Raw genomic sequence first — 19866 nt, forward strand, 5'->3', positions numbered from 1 at the left:
GTGGTGGGGGGCGAGCCGAGGGCGCGGAGCCAGGAGGGGCCGCTGAGCAGTTCGAGCAGCAGCAGGAGCCGGGTCAGGGGCTCCCACTCGGGATCGTCCTCGGCGTCGACGTACCGCTCGGGACAGGTCAGCAGGGCCCACACGGCCTTGCCGTGGCGGTCCGGGGTGGTCCAGCCCCAGCTCCGCGCCAGCGACTCCAGGACGTGCAGCCCGCGGCCGGACTCCTGGAAGTAGTCCGGCTGCTTGACCCGCGGCACCTCGTGGCCCGGATCGAAGACGGCGCAGAGCACGGCGCCGTCGCAGTGCACCAGGCTGAGAAGGAACGGTTGCTCTGGGGTGGCGGGCGCCAGCGGGCGATGGTCGGCCGCGATCGGGCGGCCGTAGCGCACGGCGTTGGTGACCAACTCGGAGACGATCACCAGGGCGTCGTCGAGGAGCGCCCCGAGGCCCCAGCCGTTGAGCGCCGAACGCGTGCTGTCCCGTGCGGACTTGGGCGAATCGGACGAGTTCGCCAGCGGGAAGGTGGCGAATCCGGCCGTGTCGGCCGCTCCTGTCCGGGCCTTCGGCGCGCGGTAAGGCGCCATGGCGGCGAACGGGAGAGCTGTCATGACGACCTCCGGACGATCCGACTTCACCCTGGGCAGTGGCTCCGCAGGGTCCATCCTCACTGAACCGAGCGTATCCCTGCAAGTACATCCGAAAGAACCGATGCAAGAACAGATGCAAGAACAGATGCAAGAACACTCGGACTTGGGGCAGTATTCGGTCAGAAGCTGTCCACGTGGACCACCGGACGGCACGCACGCGAGTGCCGCAAGAAGAACGTAGGAGTCCTCATGCCGCAGTTCGTCAACGGAGTTCCGGCCGGCTCGCTCAACGGCGCGGCCTGGCGGAAGAGCGGACGAAGCAACCCCAACGGCAACTGCGTCGAGATGGCCGGCCTGCCCGGCGGCGACGTCGCGGTGCGCAACTCCCGCGACCCGCAGGGCCCCGCGTTGATCTACACGCACGCCGAGATGACCGCGTTCCTCCAGGGCGCGAAGGACGGCGACTTCGACGATCTCGTCCGCATCGACTGACCTGGCACTCGACTCGGCCGATACCCCATGAATCGCCCCGAGTTGCGCGGCGGCGACTGTACGCAGCGATCGAACAGTGCAACACTTGGGCGCGGATTCAACACTCAGGGGACACAGACATGTCGTCAGCTCAGCCAAGCACAGCCTCGTCGGTGAGGGACATACTCGCTCACCCGCGCGGCGGGCCCACCGTGCTGCGCATCGTGCTCGGCACCCACCTGCGTCGACTTCGTGAGGGCTGCGGGATCACCCGCGAGGCGGCCGGCGACGCCATCCGTGGTTCGCACGCCAAGATCAGCCGGCTGGAGCTCGGTCGGGTCGGCGCCAAGGAGCGGGACATCGCCGACCTGCTCACCCTCTACGGCGTGTTGGACGAGGAGCGGCGCGGGCAGTTCCTCGCGCTGGCCCGGCAGGCGAGCAACCCCGGCTGGTGGCAGAAGTACAACGACGTGGTGCCCAGCTGGTTCGAGACCCTGATCGGTCTCGAGGAGGCGGCGTCCGTCATCCGCACCTACGAGGTGCAGTTCATCCCCGGCCTGCTGCAGACCGCGGACTACGCCCGCGCCTGCATCCGCCTCGGCAACCCGCGGGCCTCCGAGCGGATGATCGAACGCCGCGTCGAGCTGCGGATGGAGCGGCAGAAGCTGCTCCACAAGCCGCACGCGCCGCGGCTTTGGGCCGTGATCGACGAGGCCGCGCTGCGTCGGCCGCTCGGCGGGGCCGAGGCGATGCGCGCCCAGATCCGGCAGCTGCGTGAGATGGCCGAACTGCCCAACGTCACCCTGCAGATCGCGCCGTTCCGGATCGGTGGCCTCTCGGCGGCCGGCGGTCCGATCACCGTGCTGCGGTTCCAGGAGCCGGACCTGCCGGACATCGTCTACCTGGAGCAGCTCAACAGCGCGCTCTACCTCGACAAGCGCGAGGACGTCGAGGACTACCTCGCCGTCATGGACAACCTGTGCGCCACCGCCGAACCCCACGGCAAGACGGGCGACTTCCTCGACGGACTGCGCTTCCTCGACGGGCTGAAGACCAACCTCTGAGCGGTCACCCGGTGCCGAACCGCGCGTCGAGCCACGCGACCAGGCCGGCGCCGACCTGGTCGCGGTTGGTCTCGTTGAGGATCTCGTGCCGCGCCCCCGGGTAGGCACGCCAGCTCAACTCCCGGGTGCCCGTGTACCTGAAGTCCTCGAGCAGCTCGTGGACCAGCGTCAACCCCGAGTGGCACGGGTCGAGTTCGCCGACCACCACGTGCACGGGCAGGTCGCGGGGGATCCGCGCCTGATGGGCGGGGTCGTTGGTCTTGCGGACCCCGAGCACCCAGTCGAGCGCCAGCCCCGCGCTGAACGCGAAGCCGCAGCGCTCGTCCGCGACATAGGCGTCGACCTCGGCCGGGTCGCGGGAGAGCCACTCGAAGCCGGTGCGGTGCGGATAGGGATCGTTGAAGGACGCGAAGAGATCGGGCACGAAGGACGACGGCGCGGCCCGGCCGCCCCGGTCGATCTCGGCCCGCAGCCGGTCGGTCGCGCCCTCCGGGTCGCAGCCGGGCAGCGAGCGGAAGGTCCCGCAGAGGACGAGGCCGGCGAGCGTGTCACCGTGCTCCTGGGCGAAGTCGCGGGCGAGTTGGGAACCCATGCTGTGCCCGAACAGCACCAACGGGACGTCCGGAACCCGGAGCCTGGCGGCGTCGCCGACGGCCCGCAGGTCGGCCACCACCGCCCGCCAGCCGGAGTCGCCCGCCACGCCGAGCCCGCCGGTCCGCTCGGCCGTCGCCCCGTGGCCACGGTTGTCCGAGGCGACCACGGCGTAGCCGTGCCCGGTCAGGAGGCGCGCGAACCGGTCGTAACGCACGGCGTGTTCGGCGGCGCCGTGCACCAACTGCACCCACCCGCGCGGGCGTTCACCATCCGGCGGCAGCCAGGTGTAGGTGGTGACGGGCAGCCCGTCCGTCGCCGTGGTGACTCCGACATCCATGGCACCCTCCTCGTCCGCGGGGCAGGACCTCGGCCAGTATGAACCGTGCGGGGCCGCGTGGCAGCTCCGCGACGTCGTCCCGTCGGCGGCCGGCCGAGCTGGCGCGCCGGGAAACCGGATCTTGCCCTGGGGCGTTCGGCCGTCCAGGATGTGGCGGTCGGCGTGTTGTACCCGAACAACGAGGTGAGGCCAAGTGACAGCCCGGGTGACGGTCGTGGGGGAGGCCCTCGTCGATCTCTTGTGGAAGACCGGTGCCCGGGATGTGCACGCGGCGCCGGGCGGCAGCCCGGCCAACGTGGCGGTCGGCCTGCGCCGGCTGGGACGGCCCACCACGCTGCTCACCACCTGGGGCGACGACCCGCCGGGCGAGCTGGTGCGGGCGCACCTGGTCGAGACGGGGGTGGCGGTGACCCGGGTGCCGGCCGACACCGACCGCACCATGGTGGCGCTCGCCTACCTCGGCACGGACGGCTCGGCCAGCTACGACTTCCTCGCCTCCTGGGATCCGCGCGAACTGCCGGTGCCCGAGGACACGGCGGTGCTGCACACCGGCTCCCTGGCCGTGGTGATCGAGCCCGGCGCCTCCCGGGTGCTCGAACTGTGCCGGGCGCGCCGGGCCGCCGGCACCACGGTGGCGGCCGACCTCAACGTGCGGCCGGCCGTGCAGCCCGACCGGGACGCCTACCGGGAGGCGGGCCTGCGGCTGGCCGGCGCGGTGGACGTGCTCAAGGCCAGCGACGAGGACCTGGCGTTCCTCTTCCCCGGCAGCGGTCCCGCGGACGCCGCCCGCACCCTGTTGGCAGCCGGCCCGCGGCTCGTCGTGGTCACCCTGGGTGAACGCGGAGCGCTCGCGGTCACGGCCGCGCACGAGGTCGGCGTGGCGGCGCCGGCCGTCACGGTGGTGGACACGGTCGGCGCGGGGGACACCTTCCAGGCGGCGCTCCTCGACTCGATCGCCGAAAGCGGCGCCCCGCCGGCCGCGCCTGACGAGCTGTCGGCCGTGTTGCGGCGCTGCGCGACGGCCGCCGCCATCACCTGCACCCGGATCGGCGCCGACCCGCCCACGTGGGAAGAACTGGCGGCGTTGTGACTCCCCTGTGGGGGAGATGAGATGGGGTTAACAATTAGGAAACGCCAGCGGCGTTGAGGTCCCGTCAGGACTCGTCTGCTTCTCGCGGTGCCCGAACCCGACAGTCGCTCAGATGATACGATCGCCGCGCTTGCCAAGCGAGCTGAGGGCGCGTAAGACAACGGCCATCGGAAATCAGCCAAGCCACAAGAGGGTCACCCCGAGGAGCGTTATGCCGACATCCGGGCATAGTGAGCCGACCCGTGGGCTGAGAGGGCCTCGTCGCGGTGCCAGGCCGGTTGGCGGGGTGAATCCACCTCGGGGGACGTCGGATTCGACATCAGGGCACCCTCTTGTCTTCGTACCTGGCGGTCTAGCTTAAAGAGAATCTCATGACGCAATACATGCAGGATCCGGCGCTCTGGGGTCTGATTGCTGGCACTCCCCTTGCTGCAGCCGTGATTTACCGAGGCCGTAAGTCGGCGGCGAGGCTCCGTAAGGAGAACGCGGAGCTGGCAGCCCGGCACGCGGAACTCGAAAGCACCCTTTCGGAATCTGTCGAAGACGCCAGAATCCGTGCGGAGGACGCCACCAAGACGGCGCTGAAATCCGCCATGCGTACCCTGCAGGGACTCGCCAACGAGCAACAGTTGGCGATTTCGAAGGTGCAGGAGAAGTACGGCGACCAGCAGATCCTCCAGGACCTGCTCGACATCGACCACATGAACTCGCAGTTCGGTCGACGGGCACAGTCCGTAGCCGTGCTCTGCGACGGCTGGCTCGGCCGCCAGCGCGCGGTCGCCTCGCTCTACGACGTGGCGCGCAGCGCGAAGGGGCGTGTCCGGCACTACACCCGTGTCGAGATCCGTTCGCAGACCAGCTTCGCCGTCGCGCCCCGGGCCGTCGAGCCCGTGGCGCTGGTGCTCGCCGAGCTGCTGGACAACGCGACCAGCTACTCGGCTCCCGAGACGGCGATCGACATCAACATCCGCACCGTCCCCAAGGGCGTCTGCGTGATCATCGACGACGCCGGCGTCGGCATGAACGAGGAGGAGAAGAGCCGGGCCGCCAGGCTGCTGTCGGGCGATCACCCCGTGGGCGTCACCGAGCTAGGCAACCCGCCCCAGTTCGGCTTCGCGGTCATCGGTGTGCTCGCCGCCCGCTACGGATTCACCGTCTCAGTCGACTCGGCTTCCCCGTACGGCGGCGTGCGGGCGGTGGTCCTTCTCCCTCAGGAGCTGCTCACCAGCATGCCCGAACCCGAGACTCCCGCCGTGCCCGAGAGGACCGCCGCCGCCGAGGAGCGGCCGGCCCCGACGACCACCGCCGGCGGCCTGCCCAAGCGCAGGCGGCGCGGGCAGATGGCGATCGTGCCGCAGTCGAGGACCGAGTCCGAGTCCGCCGCCGGGCGGACGAGCGAGGAGACCGCGTCGATCATGGGCGCTTTTCAACGGGGCACGCAGTCAGGTCGCAAGACCGATCCGAGCAGGGAAGGATTTGAGGTTCAGTGAACACCGAACTGTCGTGGATGCTTGAGAGCGCCCTGGAGGTCCCGGGAGCACGCCACGCCATCCTCGTCTCGGCCGACGGTCTGCTGATGGCCCGCTCCAACGACGTCGACAAGGACGAGGCCGACACCATCGCCGCCGCCATGAGCGGCATGCAGTCGCTCAGCCGCACCGTCGCCGGTTTCGGCGGCGACGCGCGGATGCACTGGCGGCAGACCGTGGTGGAGTTCGACGGCGGCTGGGTGTTCCTCATCTCCGCCGGCGAGGGCGCCTACCTCGCCGTCTCCGCCGCGCAGACCGTGGACATGGCAGACATCACCTTCCGCATGCAACAACTCGTCGGGCAGCTCGGCAAGGTACTGACGACCCCGCCTCGTGAGAACTCCGGTATTCAGGCATGACCACACCCCAGGAACCGGACCGTGACGACATCGAAACGCTGGAATCCGGCGAATTAGTGCGACCGTACGTCATTATCAACGGGCGCGGCTTTTCCGACGGAAACCGTTTTGATCTGGTCACGTTGGTGACGGCGTCAGCCGACTCCGAGCAGCGATGGGGGCAACTCGACCCCGAAATGCGCGGCGTGGTCGACCTGTGCGACGGCGGTTACCTCTCGGTCGCCGAGATCGCCGGGCATCTGGGCCTGCCCATCGGCATCGTCAAGGTGCTCCTGGTCGACCTGGCCGAACAGGGTTACATCCTTACCAGGGCCCCGATCCCGCCAGCCCAACTCGCCGATATCAAGGTTCTTCAGGAGGTGCTGGATGGACTCCAGGCTCGGTTCGGCTGACGGCGTGCATCTGGCCGACAAGGTCCAGATCGCGGCGAAGATCCTTGTGGTGGGCCACTTCGCGGTCGGCAAGACGACTTTTATCGGCACACTCTCGGAGATTCCGCCGCTGCGCACCGAGGAAACGATGACGCAGGCCGGCGCGGAGATCGACGACCTGAAGGGAGTGCGCGGCAAGACGACGACCACCGTGGCCATGGACTTCGGTCGGCTGACCCTCAGTGACCGACTTGTGCTCTACCTGTTCGGAACGCCGGGACAGCAGCGCTTCGTTCAGGTCTGGGAGGACATGACCCGGGGTGCCCTCGGCGCGCTGATCCTGGTGGATCCGGAGCGGCTCAAGGACTCCTTCGCCGTCATGGACCTGGTCGAGAAGTACGGCATCTCGTACGCCATCGCCGTCAACTACTTCGACGGCTCCCCGTCACGCTCCGAGGCGGAGCTCAGGGAGGCGCTCGACCTGCTCCCCGAAACCCCGGTTGTCACCTGCGACGCCCGCGACGAGAAGTCGTCGGCCCAGGCACTCGTGGCTCTCGTCCGCTATCTGCAGAGCCGCACCCGACAGGAGTAAGAATGGAATTCCCCTCAGGCTCCCCGACCCCGCCGCCTGGGTGCCCCGCGCACCAGTCCCAGAACGGCAGCGCGCCGACCCACCTTGAGCGAGTGCCGCTACACGGGCCCGAGTTCTCGGCCGACCCGCAGCGATTCTACGAATATCTGCGCCAGTACGGCCCGGCCGCTCCTGTCGAGGTCGCGCCCGGAGTGCCGGTCACCCTGGTCACTGAATACTCGGCCGCCCTCCAGGTGCTCCAGTCGCCCGACCTGTTCTCCAAGGACGCCCGGCGCTGGCGGGATCTCAACGAGGGGCGCATACCGCTGGACAGCCCGGCGCTTCCCATGATGGTCCACCGGCCCAACGCCTTGTTCGCGGACGGCGCCGAGCACCTGCGACTGCGCCAGGCGATCAGCGACAGCTTGGCCAAGGTGGACACGCACCGGCTCAGCCGGCAGGTGGAGCGGATCTCGGCCTACCTGATCGAGCAGTTCAGCACCCGTGGCACGGTCGACCTGATCGAGGAGTACGCCAAGCTGGTCTCGCTCCTGGTGGTCAACGACATCTTCGGCTGCCCGGCCCACCTCGGTGACCGGCTGGCCGAAGGCTGGGCGGGGTTGTGGGCCGGTGAGGACGCCGATGCCGCGAGCAAGCTGATCGGCGAGAGCCTGGCCGAGTTGGTCGCGTACAAGCGGGCCCAGCCGGGGGAGGACGTCCCCTCGTGGATGCTCCAGCATCCCTCGGCGCTCTCCGACGAGGAGATGGTCAACCAGCTGTTCACGATGACGGGCGCCGGCGCCGACCCCGTCCGCAACCTCATCGGCACAGGCCTGATGCTCGTCCTCTCCGACGAGCGGTTCTACGGCGGGCAGTACGGTGGCGCGCTGCTGGTCGAGGACGCGGTGGACGAGGTCCTGTGGAACAACCCACCGGCCCCCAACCTCGGTATCCACTACCCCACACGCGACATCGAGTTCTTCGGCATGAAGCTGTCCGCCGGCGACCCCGTCGTGGTGAGCTTCGCCGCGGCGAACACCGACCCCGCCCTCTCGGCCTCCCGGCAGATGCTGAGCAAGCGTGCCCACCTCGCCTGGTCGGCGGGACCGCACGCCTGCCCGGCGAAGGACCCCGCCACCCTGATGGCCGTCGGGGCGATGGAGAAGCTGCTCAATCTGCTGCCCGACATCGAGCTCGCGGTGCCCGTCGAGAACCTGAACTGGCGGCCCAGCCCGTTCCAGCGCGGGCTCGTCGAACTCCCCGCCAGCTTCACCCCCGTCCAGCTGCGGAGCCGGACGCCCGACCCGGCCAGGCCCACCGCCGCGGCCCAGCCGGTCGACGCCACCCCGTCCACCCCCGCCAAGGGCGGCTGGTGGAGCTCCTTCCTGGCCCGCTGGCGCTGACGCGTCACCGAGACCCACTCCGCCGCCCCCGGCCGACACCCGTCGGCCGGGGGCGGCGGCGTTTCCGCCGGCGCTACGCGTCCTCCAGCCGGAAGCCCACCTTCAGGCCCACCTGGTAGTGGCCGACCACCCCGTCCTCGACGTGGCCCCGGATCTGCGTGACCTCGAACCAGTCGAGGTTGCGCAGCGTCTTGGCCGCCCGGGCGATCCCGTTGCGCACCGCCGCGTCCACGCTCTCCGGCGAGGAACCGACGATCTCGGTCACCCGGTAGATGTGCTCGCTCATGCCGGCCTCCATGCCAGGACGAAGAAGAAGACGAAGGGCGACGCGGGGCACCGGACCCCGCCCCACCTCCACCGTGCCCCACCGCGCGGACACCCGCGACACGGCCGCGACCAGCGGTGCTACCCTCACACGCGGGCCGTGACTGGCGCGTCGGGATGGGGGCAACCATCGGGAAGCGGCCCGAGCTGTGCGATGTGGAGCCGTGCGCCTGGGCCATCGCGACTCATGCTGTCAAGGAGGCCCACCATGACCCACGAGCCCGCAGCCGACCCCACCGTCTCCACCGCCTTCCGCAGCGGTCTCGACGTGGTCCGCTCCGTCGAGCCGCGGATCGCCGACGCGATCGGCGCCGAGATCGAGGACCAGCGCGCGTCCCTCAAGCTGATCGCCAGTGAGAACTACGCCTCCCCCGCCGTGCTGCTCGCCATGGGGAACTGGCTGAGCGACAAGTACGCCGAGGGCACCGTCGGCCGCCGCTTCTACGCCGGCTGCCGCAACGTCGACACCGTGGAGTCCATCGCCGCCGAGCACGCCCGCGAGCTCTTCGGCGCCCAACACGCCTACGTCCAGCCGCACTCCGGCATCGACGCCAACCTCGTCGCCTTCTGGGCCGTCCTCGCCCAGCGGGTCGAGAGCCCGGCCCTGGAGCGGGCCGGCGCCCGCCAGGTCAACGACCTCAGCGAGGAGGACTGGGCCACCCTGCGCCGCGAGCTCGGCAACCAGCGGATGCTCGGCATGTCCCTGGACGCCGGCGGCCACCTCACCCACGGCTTCCGGCCGAACATCTCCGGCAAGATGTTCGAGCAGCGCAGTTACGGCACCGACCCCGAGACCGGCCTGGTCGACTACGACGCCGTGCGCGCCGCCGCCCGCGAGTTCCGGCCGCTGATCCTGATCGCCGGCTACTCCGCCTACCCGCGCCTGATCAACTTCCGGATCATGCGCGAGATCGCCGACGAGGTCGGCGCCACGCTGATGGTCGACATGGCCCACTTCGCCGGCCTGGTCGCCGGCAAGGTCCTCACCGGCGACCTCGACCCCGTGCCGCACGCGCAGATCGTCACCACCACCACCCACAAGTCGCTGCGCGGCCCCCGCGGCGGCATGGTGCTCTGCGACGACTCGCTCGCCGACCAGGTCGACCGCGGCTGCCCCATGGTGCTCGGCGGCCCGCTCCCGCACGTGATGGCCGCCAAGGCCGTGGCCCTGGCCGAGGCCCGGCAGCCCGCCTTCCAGGGCTACGCCCAGCGCGTCGTCGACAACGCCCGCGCCCTCGCCGAGGGCCTGCTGCGCCGCGGGGCCCGCCTGGTCACCGGCGGCACCGACAACCACCTCGCGCTGATCGACGTCTCCGGCTACGGCCTCACCGGCCGACAGGCCGAGGGCGCGCTGCTCGACGCCGGCATCGTCACCAACCGGAACGCGGTGCCCCGCGACCCCAACGGCGCCTGGTACACCTCCGGCATCCGGGTCGGCACCCCCGCGCTGACCACCCGCGGTCTCGACACCGCCGGCATGGACGAGGTCGCCGAACTGATCGACACCGTGCTCTCCCGCACCACCCCGGGCACCGCCAAGAACGGCAAGGCGTCCAAGGCCACCTACCGGCTGGAGGAGGGCGTGGCCGACCAGGTCTCCAAGCGCGCGGCCGACCTGCTCGCCAAGCACCCGCTCTACCCCGGGATCGACCTGAGCTGAGCGTGCCCGGCATCCGGCTCCTCCACCCGCACACCACCCCGGCGACCGAGGCCGAGGCCAGGGCCGTCCAGGAACGGTTGCGACCGCACACCCTCCTGGACGGCTCAGGCCCCGCGCCCGGCGCCCCGGGCACCGTGGTGGTCGGCGTGGACGTCGCCTACGACGACGCGCGCGACACCGTCGCGGCCGCCGCCGTGGCGCTCGACGCGGCCACCCTGGCCGAGGTCGGGCACGCCACGGCGGTGGACCGGGTGGCCTTCCCCTACGTGCCCGGGCTGCTCGCCTTCCGCGAACTGCCGGCGGTGCTCGCCGCCCTCGGCCGGCTGACCACCACCCCCGACCTGGTGGTCTGCGACGGCTACGGCCTGGCCCACCCCCGCCGGTTCGGGCTCGCCAGCCATCTCGGCGTGCTCACCGGGCTGCCCGCCATCGGCGTCGCCAAGAACCCCTTCACCTTCCGGCACCCCCCGCCCGGCCCGCGGCGCGGCGACTGGGCCCCGCTGCTCGACGGCGACGAGGAGGTCGGCCGGGCCCTGCGCACCAGGGACGGCGTCAAGCCGGTCTTCGTCTCACCCGGCCACCGCACCACCCTCGCCGACGCCTGCGCCCACACCCTGGCGCTGACCCGCGGCTACCGGCTCCCGGAGACCACCAGGCTCGCCGACCGGCTCTGCCGTCAGGCGCTGCGGGACGCCAGCCCGTCCGACGGCTGACGCGCGTCCCCCAGCGCGTCGAGCGCCCGGTCCACGTCCGCCTCGGTGTTGTAGACGTGGAAGGCGGCGCGCAGCCCGCCGCCACGCGCTGCCACGCGCACCCCGGCCGCCGCCAGCCGGGCCTCGGCCCCGGCGGCACCCGGCACCGACACGATGGGGGAGTCGCCCGGCACCGCCGCCAGCCCGAGACGCGCGAGACCGGCCCGGAACCGGTCCGCCAGCGCCATGTCGTGCGCCCGGATCGCCGGCCGGCCCAACTCCGCCACCAGGCCGAGCGACTCGACCGCCGCGAGGTACGGCAGCAGCGCGGGGCTCTCGTCGAACCGCCGCGCGCCCGGCGCCAGTTCGGCCACCGGGCCGTAGGGGCCGCTCCGGGAGGCGTCGGCGGCCGTGAGGCCCGCGTGCAGCGGGACGAGCCCGCCACCGTCCTCCGGCACGGTCAGGAACGAGGTGCCGCGCGGGCAGAGCAGCCACTTGTAGCCGGCGCACACCGTGAAGTCGAAGTCCCCGGCGGACATCGGCAGCCAGCCGAGTGCCTGGCTGGTGTCCAGCAGCGTCCGCGCGCCGTACCGCCGGGCGGCGGCCCGGACCGCCGGCAGGTCGGCCGTGCGGCCGTCCAACGACTGCACGGCGGAGAACGCCACCAGCGCCGTGGCACCGTCCACCGCCCCGGCCAGCTCGGCCAGCGGCACCTCGCGCAGCCTGATCCCTGGCCGCCGCGCGAACGGCGTCACCAGCGAGGTGTACTCGTCCTCGGGACAGAGCACTTCGGAGCCCGGCGGCAACGCGGCGGCGATCAGCGCGGCATGGACCGCGACGCCGGAACCGAGCGCCACTCGTTCGGGTGAGATCTCGGCCAGTTCCGCATAGCCGGCGCGCACCGCCTCCAGGGCCGCCGCGTTGGCCCTCGGATCGAGCCGGCCCTCCTGCGTCTCGGCGAGCGCCGCCCGCAGCCGGGCGGCCGCCCGGGCCGGCAGGAGACCGTGGCTCGCGGTGTTCAGATACGACAGGGACGGCGCGTACTCGCCGCGCGGCAGGAGTTCCATGCCCCGAAGTCTGCTGAGCCCGCCGGCCGGCCGCCATCCCGTTTCGGCCTGGTCGGCGGTGATCCGGTCGGCCGGCACTGCCGGTTGTCGGGCCGGGACGCTAGGGTGATCCCCCACTCAGCGGACTCGGGAGGTCACGGTGCGGTACCTGAGGCAGGTGCGCGCCGCGCTGGCGGTGTCCACGGTGGTGCTGCTCTTCGGCTGCACCACCGCGGACGCGGGCGACGGGCCGGCGGACGACGGTGGCGGCGGCGACCGGAGCGCCACCGGCGGCTCCGCGCCGCCGGCCGAGGCGTCGGACGGGGCCTCGCCCCGGGTCGTCGCCCCGCCGGCCGACCCGGCGGCCGCCCTCGACCTCGCCGGGGCCGTCGCCGCGGGCCCCGCCGACCTCGGCGACGGGTTCGTGCCCCAGGACCCCTTCGAGTCGGAGCCCACCACCTGGGCGGTGCTCGACGAGGGCTGCGTCTGGCGCCGCGAGGCGCTGCCCGACGAGGTGCTCGCCAGCCTCTCGCGCTACAGCGAACACCCGGCGCCGGACGCTCGGGACGAGCCGTTACGCGTGATGTCCTCGGTCACCGTGCACCGCAGCACCACCGTGGCCGACGAGCGGATGGCGGCCACCCTGGAGGAGGGACTGCGCTGCCCCGAGCAGACCCTCAGAGAGGGCGAACGGATCACCGGGCTGCGCTCCGAGGGCGCCCCGTACGGGGTCCGTGGCCAGCTGGCGGCCGACGACATGATCCACGAGGGCGGCGAGTACCACGGCCAGGGGCCCGGCGGCCCCCACCCCTACCTGTGGGGGGTGGCCAGGCTCGGCCCGGTCACGGTGGCGCTCGCCGTCAAGGGCACCCGGGGCTACGACGAGGAGGACGTCGGGGCACTGCTCAACGAGGGCCTCGAACTGATGCTGTCGCGAGCGGAGAGCGAGCTGCGGTGAGGGATCTCGAACTGTCGGACCCCCGGCGGATCGGCGGCTACCGGCTGCTGCGGCGGATCGCCGACGGCCGCACCGGCGTCGTCTACCTCGCCAGGTCGCTCGGCGGCGCACCGGCCGCGCTCAAGGTGATCCGCCGTGAGCACGCGAGGGACCCCGAGTTCCGCGCCAGGTTCGAGCGCGACGTGGCCGCCGCCCGGCACGTGTCGGCCCGCTGCCTGGTCGGCGTGCTCGCCGCCGACACCGCGGGCGGCACCATGTGGGCCGCCTTCCCCTACGTCCCGGGGCCCACGCTCGCCGAGACGGTCGCGGCACACGGCCCGCTGCCGCGCGGCCCGGTGCGGACCATCGGGGCCATGCTCGCGGAGGTGCTGGCGGCCGTGCACCAGGCCGGCCTCGCCCACCTCGACGTGCGTCCCGGGCACGTGCAACTGGTGCCCGACGGACCCCGGCTCACCGGCTTCGGCGGCACCGGCACCGTCGGCGGCACCCCCGGCTACCAGTCGCCCGAGCAGGCCGGGGGCGGAGCCGTGCCGCCCGGTCCCGGCACGGACGTCTTCTCGCTCGGCTGTGTGCTGGCCCATGTGGCGACCGGCCGCCACCCCTTCGGCACCGGCACCGGCCGTGAGCTGCTGCACCGGGTGGTACACGAGCCGGCTGACCTGGCGGACGTGCCCCGCAGCCTGCTCGAGGTGATCGAGGCGTGCCTCGCCAAGGACCCGGTGCTGCGGCCCACCGCCGCCGACCTGCACGCCGAGCTCGCGGACGCCGGCGACACCGCGGGTGCCGGCCGCGCCGCCGGCTGGCTGCCCTCGGCGGTCGCGGCGGACGTCAACCAGCGCTTCCACGCCCGGCTGCCCGCGCCGGGGCCCGAGCTGTCCGAGTGGCTCGATCCCGAACCGCCGCCGCCCGCCCGGCGGCCGCGGCAGACCCAGCAGCCGCCACCCGAGCCGGTGCCCGCGCCGATGTCGTCGCGGCGCCGGGTGCTGACGGCGCTCGGTGGCGCCGGCGCGCTGCTGCTCGGCGGGGCGCTCACCACCAGGCTGCTGCTGCCGCGCTCCGGCGGAGCGGCCCCCGCCGAGGGCCGTGGCCAGTACGCCGTCGGGCTGCACGCCGACCTGAGCGGCCCGCACGCCAAGTACGGCAAGGGCCAGCGGCGCGGCGTCACCATGGCCGTCGAGGAGCTGAACTCGCTGGGCGACCTCGGGTTCTCGCTGAGCCTGCGCGAGGTGGACGACGGCGGCGACGCCGAGCGGGCGGCCGAGGTGGCGCGGTCGCTGATCGCCGACCCGGCGGTGATGGCCGTCATAGGCCCCACCGGGGACGCGGTCGCGCGGGTCGCGGCCGAGGCGTACGGGGCGGCCGGCATGCCGCTGTTCGTCCTGTCCGCGGGGAACTTCGCGCCGCGCGCCGCCGAGGACACGCTGCTCCTCGGGCGGCCCGACACGGCGACGGCGGCGGGCGCGATCCCGCTGGTGCTCGCGCAGGAGTTGGGCGCCAGCCGGGTCGGCCTGATCGACGACCGCACGGCGGACGAGCACAGCTGGCTGGTCACCCGGGCGGTCAGCGACGCCGTGGACCGGGCGACGGTGGAGCTCACCCCCAGGGTGCTGCCCGCCGGCACCCGGGACTTCGCCGAGGTCGCCGAGGAGTTCACGGCGGCCGGGGTGGACGCCGTGGTGTACGGCGGCCTGGCGGACGGCGCGGGGCGGCTCGCCGGCGCGCTGGCCGAGGCGGGCTACCAGGGGTCGGTGGTGGCCACCCAGGAGGCGCTGGGGGCCGCCTTCTTCGAGCTCGCGGGGGAGGCGGCGGCCGGCTGGTACTTCGTCACCCCGTACACCGATCCGATAGGTGACCCGGACGCCAGCGGGTTCGCCACCGTGCACCGGGGGAGGTTCGGCGGCACCGTCGAGCCCTACGCCGTCGAGGCCTACGACGCCACCCGGATGCTGGTCGACGCGATGCGGGCGCTGGCCCGCGAGCCGTCGGGCGTGACCAAGGGGACGCTGCTGACCCGGCTGCGTGACGCGGAGTACCACGGTCTCGGCCGGGACCTGGCCTTCGACGCCGGGGGCGGCTACGCGGGCGAGGGGCCGCTCGGCTACCTCTACAAGGCGGACGCGAACGGCGTGCGGTTCCGCCGCGCCCTCGACCCGGCGGCGGAGTGAGCGTGGCCCGGGTGCCGGGGCACCCGGGCCGTGCCGCGTGCGGTCAGGCCCCGCCGGCGTCGGTGCCGACCCGTACCCAGACCTGCTTGCCCTCCTCCGTGAGCGCGTAGCCGAGGCCGTCGGCCATCTCCCGGAGCAGCCAGAGCCCCCGGCCCTCCTCGGCCGTCCAGTCCGGCAGGGTGATCTTCGGCAACTCGGCCGAGCGGTCGCTGACGGAGACCTGGACGGCGTTGCCGAGCAGGGCGAGCTCCAGGGTGCAGCGGCGGTCGCCGACGTGCCGGGCCACGTTCGACAACAGCTCGGTGACCGCGTGCAACACGACCTCGGCGACCCGGGGAGGCTGTTCCCATTCCCGCATCGCGAGCGAGGCGAGCCGCCGGAAGTGCGCCAGATCCTCACGCCTGGCCGTCAGCAGCCAGCTGTACGAGAGACGTTGGACCTCGGCGTCCGGGCTGGTGAGAGTCATGATCCCTCCGGTGCTCCACGCGTTGTCAGGGAATGGGTGCGCTGTGTTACTTCTCGCACCCTGCCCCTAACTCCCGGCAGTCCGCAAGGAATTCAGCTACACGTGTGGAGTTCATATCACTCGAACGAGTGGTGGAGTTGACACCGGCTCAGATTGGTCTCCGGCGGGAGCGCTCCCGCGCTCGGGTATGGCCGAAAAACGTGGGGGAGGCGCCGCTCGGGCGCCTCCCCTCGCAGGTCAGGACGGGTTCAGCGCCGCCGCGACGGCGTCGGCGAGCGGGGTGGTCGGCCGGCCGACCAGCCGCGCCAGGTCACCCGAGGTGCCGGCGAGCAGCCCGCGGGCGATGCCGGCCGTGTCCACGTCGACGAGGATCGCCGCGAACGGCTCGGGCACCCCGGCGCCGGTCAGCACGGCCAGGTGCTCCTCGGCGGTGACGGACGCGTACCGGATCTCCCGGCCGGTCTGCCGGGAGAGCTCGGCCGCGTACTCGGCCAGGCTCCAGGCCGTGTCGCCGCTCAGCTCGTAGGCGGTGCCCTCGTGGCCCTCGCCGGTGAGCACGGCGACCGCGGCGGCCGCGTAGTCCGCCCGCGAGGCGGAGGCGATCCGGCCCTCGCCCGCGCTGCCGAGCACCACCCCGTGCTCCAGCACCGGGGCCAGGTTCTGGGTGTAGTTCTCGTGGTACCAGCCGTTGCGCAGGAAGCTGTACGGCAGCCCGGAGGCGAGGATGGCCTCCTCCGTGGCCTTGTGGTCGTCGGCGAGCCGGAAGTCGGCCTTCGGGCCGCCCAGCACGCCGGTGTAGGCGAGCAGCCCCACGCCGGCCGCCTCGGCCGCCGCCACCACGGCGGTGTGCTGGGGTATCCGCCGCCCCGCGTCGCTGCCCGAGACGAACAGCACCCGCTCGCCGGCGCGGAAGGCGCCCGCCAGGGCCTCGGGGCTGTCGTAGTCGGCGACCCGGACGCTCACCCCCCGGGCGGCCAGGTCGGCGGCCTTCGCCTCGTTCCGCACCACGACGGCCACCTGCTCGGCGGGGACCTTGTCGAGCAGCGCCCCGACGGCGAGTGTGCCCAGGTGGCCGGTGGCTCCGGTGACCACGTACATGCATGTCTCCTCGGTCTTGTTCTGTCGGTCATCGCGAGCCTAAGCTGCACACTAACCAAGGGAAAGTACCCACTTTGAAGTAAGGTACTGGTATGCAGGTAAGTGTGTTGCCCGCCGATGTGAACCTGGCGAACTGTCCGTCCAGGGTGCTGCTCGACCACGTCACGAGCCGCTGGGGCGTGCTGCTGCTCGCGGTGCTGCTCGACGCCGAGCGGATGCGCTTCAGCGCGCTGCGCCGCGCCGTCGGCGGCATCAGCGAGAAGATGCTCGCCCAGACGCTCCAGACCCTGGAGCGGGACGGTCTGGTGCTGCGCGAGGCGCGCCCGGTCATCCCGCCGCACGTGGACTACTCGCTCACCCCGCTGGGTCGCGAGTTCGCCGCCCAGGTCTGGGAGCTCACCAGGCTCGTGGAGCGCCGGCTGCCACGGGTGGTGGAGGCGCGGGAGCGGTACGACACGCGGAACGCCGAGCCGAGTCCCTAGCGGAACGCCCGGATGTCGGTGCCGCCTGTCACAATGCTCTGCGCGGCGTGGAGTGCGCGTCGCGAAGCCGGGAAAGCGCGGGAAATGCGGAGCGAGATCGTGACACAGTCCGTCGCAGGACGGTCCATCGAAACCAGGATCGCCGAGGAGCTCGGCGTAGCGGAGGGGCAGGTCCAGGCGGCCGTGGGACTGCTCGACGGCGGCGCGACGGTGCCGTTCGTCGCCCGGTACCGCAAGGAGGTCACCGGCGCGCTCGACGACACCCAGCTGCGCACCCTCGACGAGCGGCTGCGCTACCTGCGCGAGCTGGAGGAGCGGCGTGAGGCCGTGCTCGACTCGGTGCGGGCCCAGGGCAAGCTGGACGCGGCGCTGGAGGCCTCGATCCGCGGTGCCGAGACCAAGGCCCGCCTGGAGGACATCTACCTGCCCTACAAGCCCAAGCGCCGCACCAAGGCCCAGATCGCCCGCGAGGCCGGCCTCGAGCCGCTGGCCGACGGTCTGCTCTCGGACCCGGGCGTGCTGCCGGCGGCCGCGGCCGCCGCCTTCGTCGACGAGGCACGCGGCGTCCCCGACGCGGACGCGGCGCTCGCCGGCGCCCGGGCCATCCTCACCGAGCGGTTCGGCGAGGACGCCGACCTGCTCGGCGAGCTGCGCGAGCGGATGTGGCAGCGGGGTCGTCTCGTGGCCGCCGTCAGGTCGGGCAAGGAGACCGAGGGCGCCAAGTTCGCCGACTACTTCGACTTCGCCGAGCCGTTCGCCGAGCTGCCGTCGCACCGGGTGCTGGCCATGTTCCGGGGCGAGAAGGAGGAGGTCCTCGACCTCACCCTGGAGCCCGAGCAGCCCGAGGCGTCGGGCGGTGACCCGGCCGGGGCCCGGGAGGCCGGGCCCTCCTCGTTCGAGCGGGCCATCGCCCACCGCTTCGGCGTCGCCGACCGGGGCCGCCCTGGCGACACCTGGCTGGCCGAGACGGTCCGCTGGGCCTGGCGCACCCGGATCCTGGTCCACCTCGGCATCGACCTCCGCACCCGGCTGCGCACCGCCGCCGAGGACGACGCGGTGGCGGTCTTCGCGGCCAACCTGCGCGACCTGCTGCTCGCCGCGCCCGCCGGCACCCGGGCCACCATGGGGCTCGACCCGGGGCTGCGCACCGGCGTCAAGGTCGCCGTGGTCGACGCCACGGGCAAGGTGGCCGCCACCGACACGATCTACCCGCACGCCCCGGCCCGCCGCTGGGACGAGGCGCTCGGCCGGCTCGCCACCCTCGTCCGCGAGCACGGGGTCGAACTGATCGCCATCGGCAACGGCACGGCGTCCCGGGAGACCGACAAGCTGGCCGGCGAGCTGATCGCCCGGATGCCCGAGGCCAAGCTGACCAGGATGGTGGTCTCCGAGGCCGGCGCCTCGGTCTACTCGGCCTCCGCCTACGCGGCGCAGGAGCTGCCGGAGCTCGACGTGTCGCTGCGCGGCGCCGTCTCCATCGCCCGCCGCCTCCAGGACCCGCTGGCCGAGCTGGTGAAGATCGACCCGCGGTCGATCGGCGTCGGCCAGTACCAGCACGATCTGGCCGAGGTGAAGCTCTCCCGCTCGCTGGACGCGGTCGTCGAGGACTGTGTGAACGGCGTCGGGGTGGACGTCAACACCGCCTCCGTTCCGCTGCTCGCCCGGGTGTCCGGCATCGGCACCAACCTGGCCGAGAACATCGTGACCCACCGCGACCAGAACGGGCCGTTCACCAACCGTGGCGCGCTGAAGCAGGTGCCGAGGCTCGGGCCCAAGGCGTTCGAGCAGTGCGCCGGCTTCCTGCGGATCAGGGGCGGTGACGACCCGCTGGACGTGTCGGCCGTGCACCCCGAGGCGTATCCGGTGGTCCGCCGCATGGTCGTGGCGTCCGGCGGCGACGTGGGGGCCCTGATCGGCAACGGGGCCACGCTCAGGGCGCTGCGGCCGGCCGAGTTCGTGGACGACACCTTCGGCCTGCCCACCGTCACGGACATCCTGAAGGAACTGGAGAAGCCGGGCCGTGACCCGCGCCCGGCGTTCCGCACCGCCCGCTTCAAGGAGGGGGTCGAGAAGATCGGCGACCTGAAGGCGGGCATGGTGCTGGAGGGCGTGGTCTCCAACGTGGCGGCCTTCGGCGCCTTCGTCGACGTCGGCGTCCACCAGGACGGCCTGGTCCATGTCTCGGCGATGTCGCGGAAGTTCGTCTCCGACCCGCGCGAGGTCGTGAAGTCCGGCGACATCGTCAAGGTGAAGGTGCTCGACATCGACGTGGCCCGCAAGCGGATCTCGCTGACGCTGCGGCTCGACGAGGAGCCGGGCGCCGGCGGCGGGCGTGGCCGCGAGGAGCGGGGCCCGCGCGGTGAACGCGGTGAACGCGGCGGCGCCCCGCGGCAGCGGGACCGGCGCGGTGGCGGTGGCGGTGGTGGCAACGGCGGTGGCGGTGGCCAGCGCCGCGAGGCGCCGCCGGCGAACAGCGCCATGGCCGACGCGCTGCGCCGGGCCGGCCTGGCGCGGCCGGAGCGCGGCAAGCGCTGAATCAGCCAGGAAGCACGGCACGGCGGCCCGGACCGGCAACGGTCCGGGCCGCCGCGTTGTGAAG

General features: G+C 72.6%; 20 protein-coding genes and 1 riboswitch. Of the genes, 14 read left to right on the forward strand and 6 right to left on the reverse strand.

What is annotated here, in order from left to right:
• Nucleotides 1-608 (reverse strand): ATP-binding protein (locus E1283_RS10665; RefSeq protein WP_132817714.1); only part of this gene is annotated, 608 nt, incomplete at its 3' end.
• Between the two features lie 228 nt (nucleotides 609-836).
• On the opposite strand from E1283_RS10665, the gene E1283_RS10670 reads away from it, so the two are divergent.
• Together E1283_RS10670 and E1283_RS10675 are read left to right on the forward strand one after the other, a co-directional pair.
• Entirely contained in the window at nucleotides 837-1079 is a 243-nt protein-coding gene (locus tag E1283_RS10670; protein WP_132817715.1) for a DUF397 domain-containing protein, read from the forward strand.
• A 119-nt stretch (nucleotides 1080-1198) separates the two neighbouring features.
• Entirely contained in the window at nucleotides 1199-2122 is a 924-nt protein-coding gene (locus tag E1283_RS10675; RefSeq protein ID WP_132817716.1) for a helix-turn-helix domain-containing protein, read from the forward strand.
• Nucleotides 2123-2126: 4 nt separating this feature from the next.
• On the opposite strand, the gene E1283_RS10680 is transcribed toward E1283_RS10675, so the two are convergent.
• Nucleotides 2127-3053: an alpha/beta fold hydrolase gene (locus E1283_RS10680; protein WP_132817717.1), complete on the reverse strand. Its 927-nt coding sequence runs from the start codon at nucleotides 3051-3053 to the stop codon at nucleotides 2127-2129.
• Between the two features lie 193 nt (nucleotides 3054-3246).
• Here E1283_RS10680 and E1283_RS10685 point away from each other — a divergent pair, with 193 nt between their 5' ends.
• The 6 genes from E1283_RS10685 (at nucleotide 3247) to E1283_RS10710 (ending at nucleotide 8376) form a co-directional block, all read left to right on the forward strand.
• Nucleotides 3247-4143: a carbohydrate kinase family protein gene (locus E1283_RS10685; RefSeq protein ID WP_132817718.1), complete on the forward strand. Its 897-nt coding sequence runs from the start codon at nucleotides 3247-3249 to the stop codon at nucleotides 4141-4143.
• A 371-nt stretch (nucleotides 4144-4514) separates the two neighbouring features.
• The gene (locus E1283_RS10690; RefSeq protein WP_132817719.1) at nucleotides 4515-5633 is read left to right on the forward strand and encodes an ATP-binding protein; all 1119 of its coding nucleotides are present in this window, start codon (nucleotides 4515-4517) and stop codon (nucleotides 5631-5633) included.
• A complete protein-coding gene (locus E1283_RS10695) occupies nucleotides 5630-6031 on the forward strand; it encodes a roadblock/LC7 domain-containing protein (RefSeq protein WP_132817720.1) in 402 nt (133 codons plus the stop codon). The genes E1283_RS10690 and E1283_RS10695 overlap by 4 nt, the downstream gene beginning before the upstream one ends.
• Complete coding sequence (locus E1283_RS10700) at nucleotides 6028-6423, forward strand: DUF742 domain-containing protein (protein WP_132817721.1); 396 nt, start codon at nucleotides 6028-6030, stop codon at nucleotides 6421-6423. Before E1283_RS10695 ends, E1283_RS10700 begins: the two co-directional genes overlap by 4 nt.
• Nucleotides 6398-6994, forward strand: a complete 597-nt coding sequence (locus tag E1283_RS10705) for a GTP-binding protein (RefSeq protein ID WP_132817722.1) — start codon at nucleotides 6398-6400, stop codon at nucleotides 6992-6994. The genes E1283_RS10700 and E1283_RS10705 overlap by 26 nt, the downstream gene beginning before the upstream one ends.
• Nucleotides 6995-6996: 2 nt before the next feature.
• Nucleotides 6997-8376, forward strand: coding sequence for a cytochrome P450 (locus E1283_RS10710; RefSeq protein WP_132817723.1), 1380 nt, complete (start codon nucleotides 6997-6999; stop codon nucleotides 8374-8376).
• Nucleotides 8377-8449: 73 nt separating this feature from the next.
• Here the strand turns inward: E1283_RS10710 and E1283_RS10715 are convergent, their stop codons facing one another.
• A complete protein-coding gene (locus E1283_RS10715) occupies nucleotides 8450-8662 on the reverse strand; it encodes a dodecin (protein WP_132817724.1) in 213 nt (70 codons plus the stop codon).
• 128 nt (nucleotides 8663-8790) lie between these two features.
• Nucleotides 8791-8883, forward strand: a riboswitch (ZMP/ZTP riboswitch).
• A 25-nt stretch (nucleotides 8884-8908) separates the two neighbouring features.
• Here E1283_RS10715 and E1283_RS10720 point away from each other — a divergent pair.
• Both E1283_RS10720 and E1283_RS10725 read left to right on the forward strand, forming a co-directional pair.
• Nucleotides 8909-10360, forward strand: coding sequence for a glycine hydroxymethyltransferase (locus tag E1283_RS10720; RefSeq protein ID WP_132817725.1), 1452 nt, complete (start codon nucleotides 8909-8911; stop codon nucleotides 10358-10360).
• A gap of 2 nt (nucleotides 10361-10362) precedes the next feature.
• Nucleotides 10363-11073: an endonuclease V gene (locus E1283_RS10725; protein WP_243744747.1), complete on the forward strand. Its 711-nt coding sequence runs from the start codon at nucleotides 10363-10365 to the stop codon at nucleotides 11071-11073.
• Here the strand turns inward: E1283_RS10725 and E1283_RS10730 are convergent.
• Nucleotides 11037-12119, reverse strand: coding sequence for an aminotransferase class V-fold PLP-dependent enzyme (locus tag E1283_RS10730; RefSeq protein WP_132817726.1), 1083 nt, complete (start codon nucleotides 12117-12119; stop codon nucleotides 11037-11039). The genes E1283_RS10725 and E1283_RS10730 overlap by 37 nt on opposite strands.
• Before the next feature lie 139 nt (nucleotides 12120-12258).
• Here E1283_RS10730 and E1283_RS37185 point away from each other — a divergent pair, with 139 nt between their 5' ends.
• On the forward strand, nucleotides 12259-13056 hold the full coding sequence (locus E1283_RS37185; RefSeq protein WP_165956080.1) for a hypothetical protein: 798 nt from the start codon (nucleotides 12259-12261) through the stop codon (nucleotides 13054-13056).
• Entirely contained in the window at nucleotides 13053-15221 is a 2169-nt protein-coding gene (locus E1283_RS10735) for a bifunctional serine/threonine-protein kinase/ABC transporter substrate-binding protein (RefSeq protein WP_165956081.1), read from the forward strand. The genes E1283_RS37185 and E1283_RS10735 overlap by 4 nt, the downstream gene beginning before the upstream one ends.
• Before the next feature lie 43 nt (nucleotides 15222-15264).
• Here the strand turns inward: E1283_RS10735 and E1283_RS10740 are convergent, their stop codons facing one another.
• Both E1283_RS10740 and E1283_RS10745 read right to left on the reverse strand, forming a co-directional pair.
• Nucleotides 15265-15687: an ATP-binding protein gene (locus E1283_RS10740; protein ID WP_132817728.1), complete on the reverse strand. Its 423-nt coding sequence runs from the start codon at nucleotides 15685-15687 to the stop codon at nucleotides 15265-15267.
• A 237-nt stretch (nucleotides 15688-15924) separates the two neighbouring features.
• Nucleotides 15925-16785 carry an NAD(P)H-binding protein gene (locus E1283_RS10745; protein ID WP_132817729.1) on the reverse strand — a complete coding sequence of 287 codons (861 nt, stop codon included), beginning with the start codon at nucleotides 16783-16785 and terminating at the stop codon, nucleotides 15925-15927.
• Nucleotides 16786-16877: 92 nt separating this feature from the next.
• Here E1283_RS10745 and E1283_RS10750 point away from each other — a divergent pair, with 92 nt between their 5' ends.
• Together E1283_RS10750 and E1283_RS10755 are read left to right on the forward strand one after the other, a co-directional pair.
• Entirely contained in the window at nucleotides 16878-17267 is a 390-nt protein-coding gene (locus E1283_RS10750) for a winged helix-turn-helix transcriptional regulator (protein ID WP_132817730.1), read from the forward strand.
• A 99-nt stretch (nucleotides 17268-17366) separates the two neighbouring features.
• Complete coding sequence (locus E1283_RS10755; protein WP_425086154.1) at nucleotides 17367-19802, forward strand: Tex family protein; 2436 nt, start codon at nucleotides 17367-17369, stop codon at nucleotides 19800-19802.
• The last annotated feature ends 64 nt before the right edge of the window (nucleotides 19803-19866 follow it).

The sequence above is a fragment of the Streptomyces hainanensis genome (assembly GCF_004348415.1).
Classification (GTDB): domain Bacteria; phylum Actinomycetota; class Actinomycetes; order Streptomycetales; family Streptomycetaceae; genus Streptomyces; species Streptomyces hainanensis.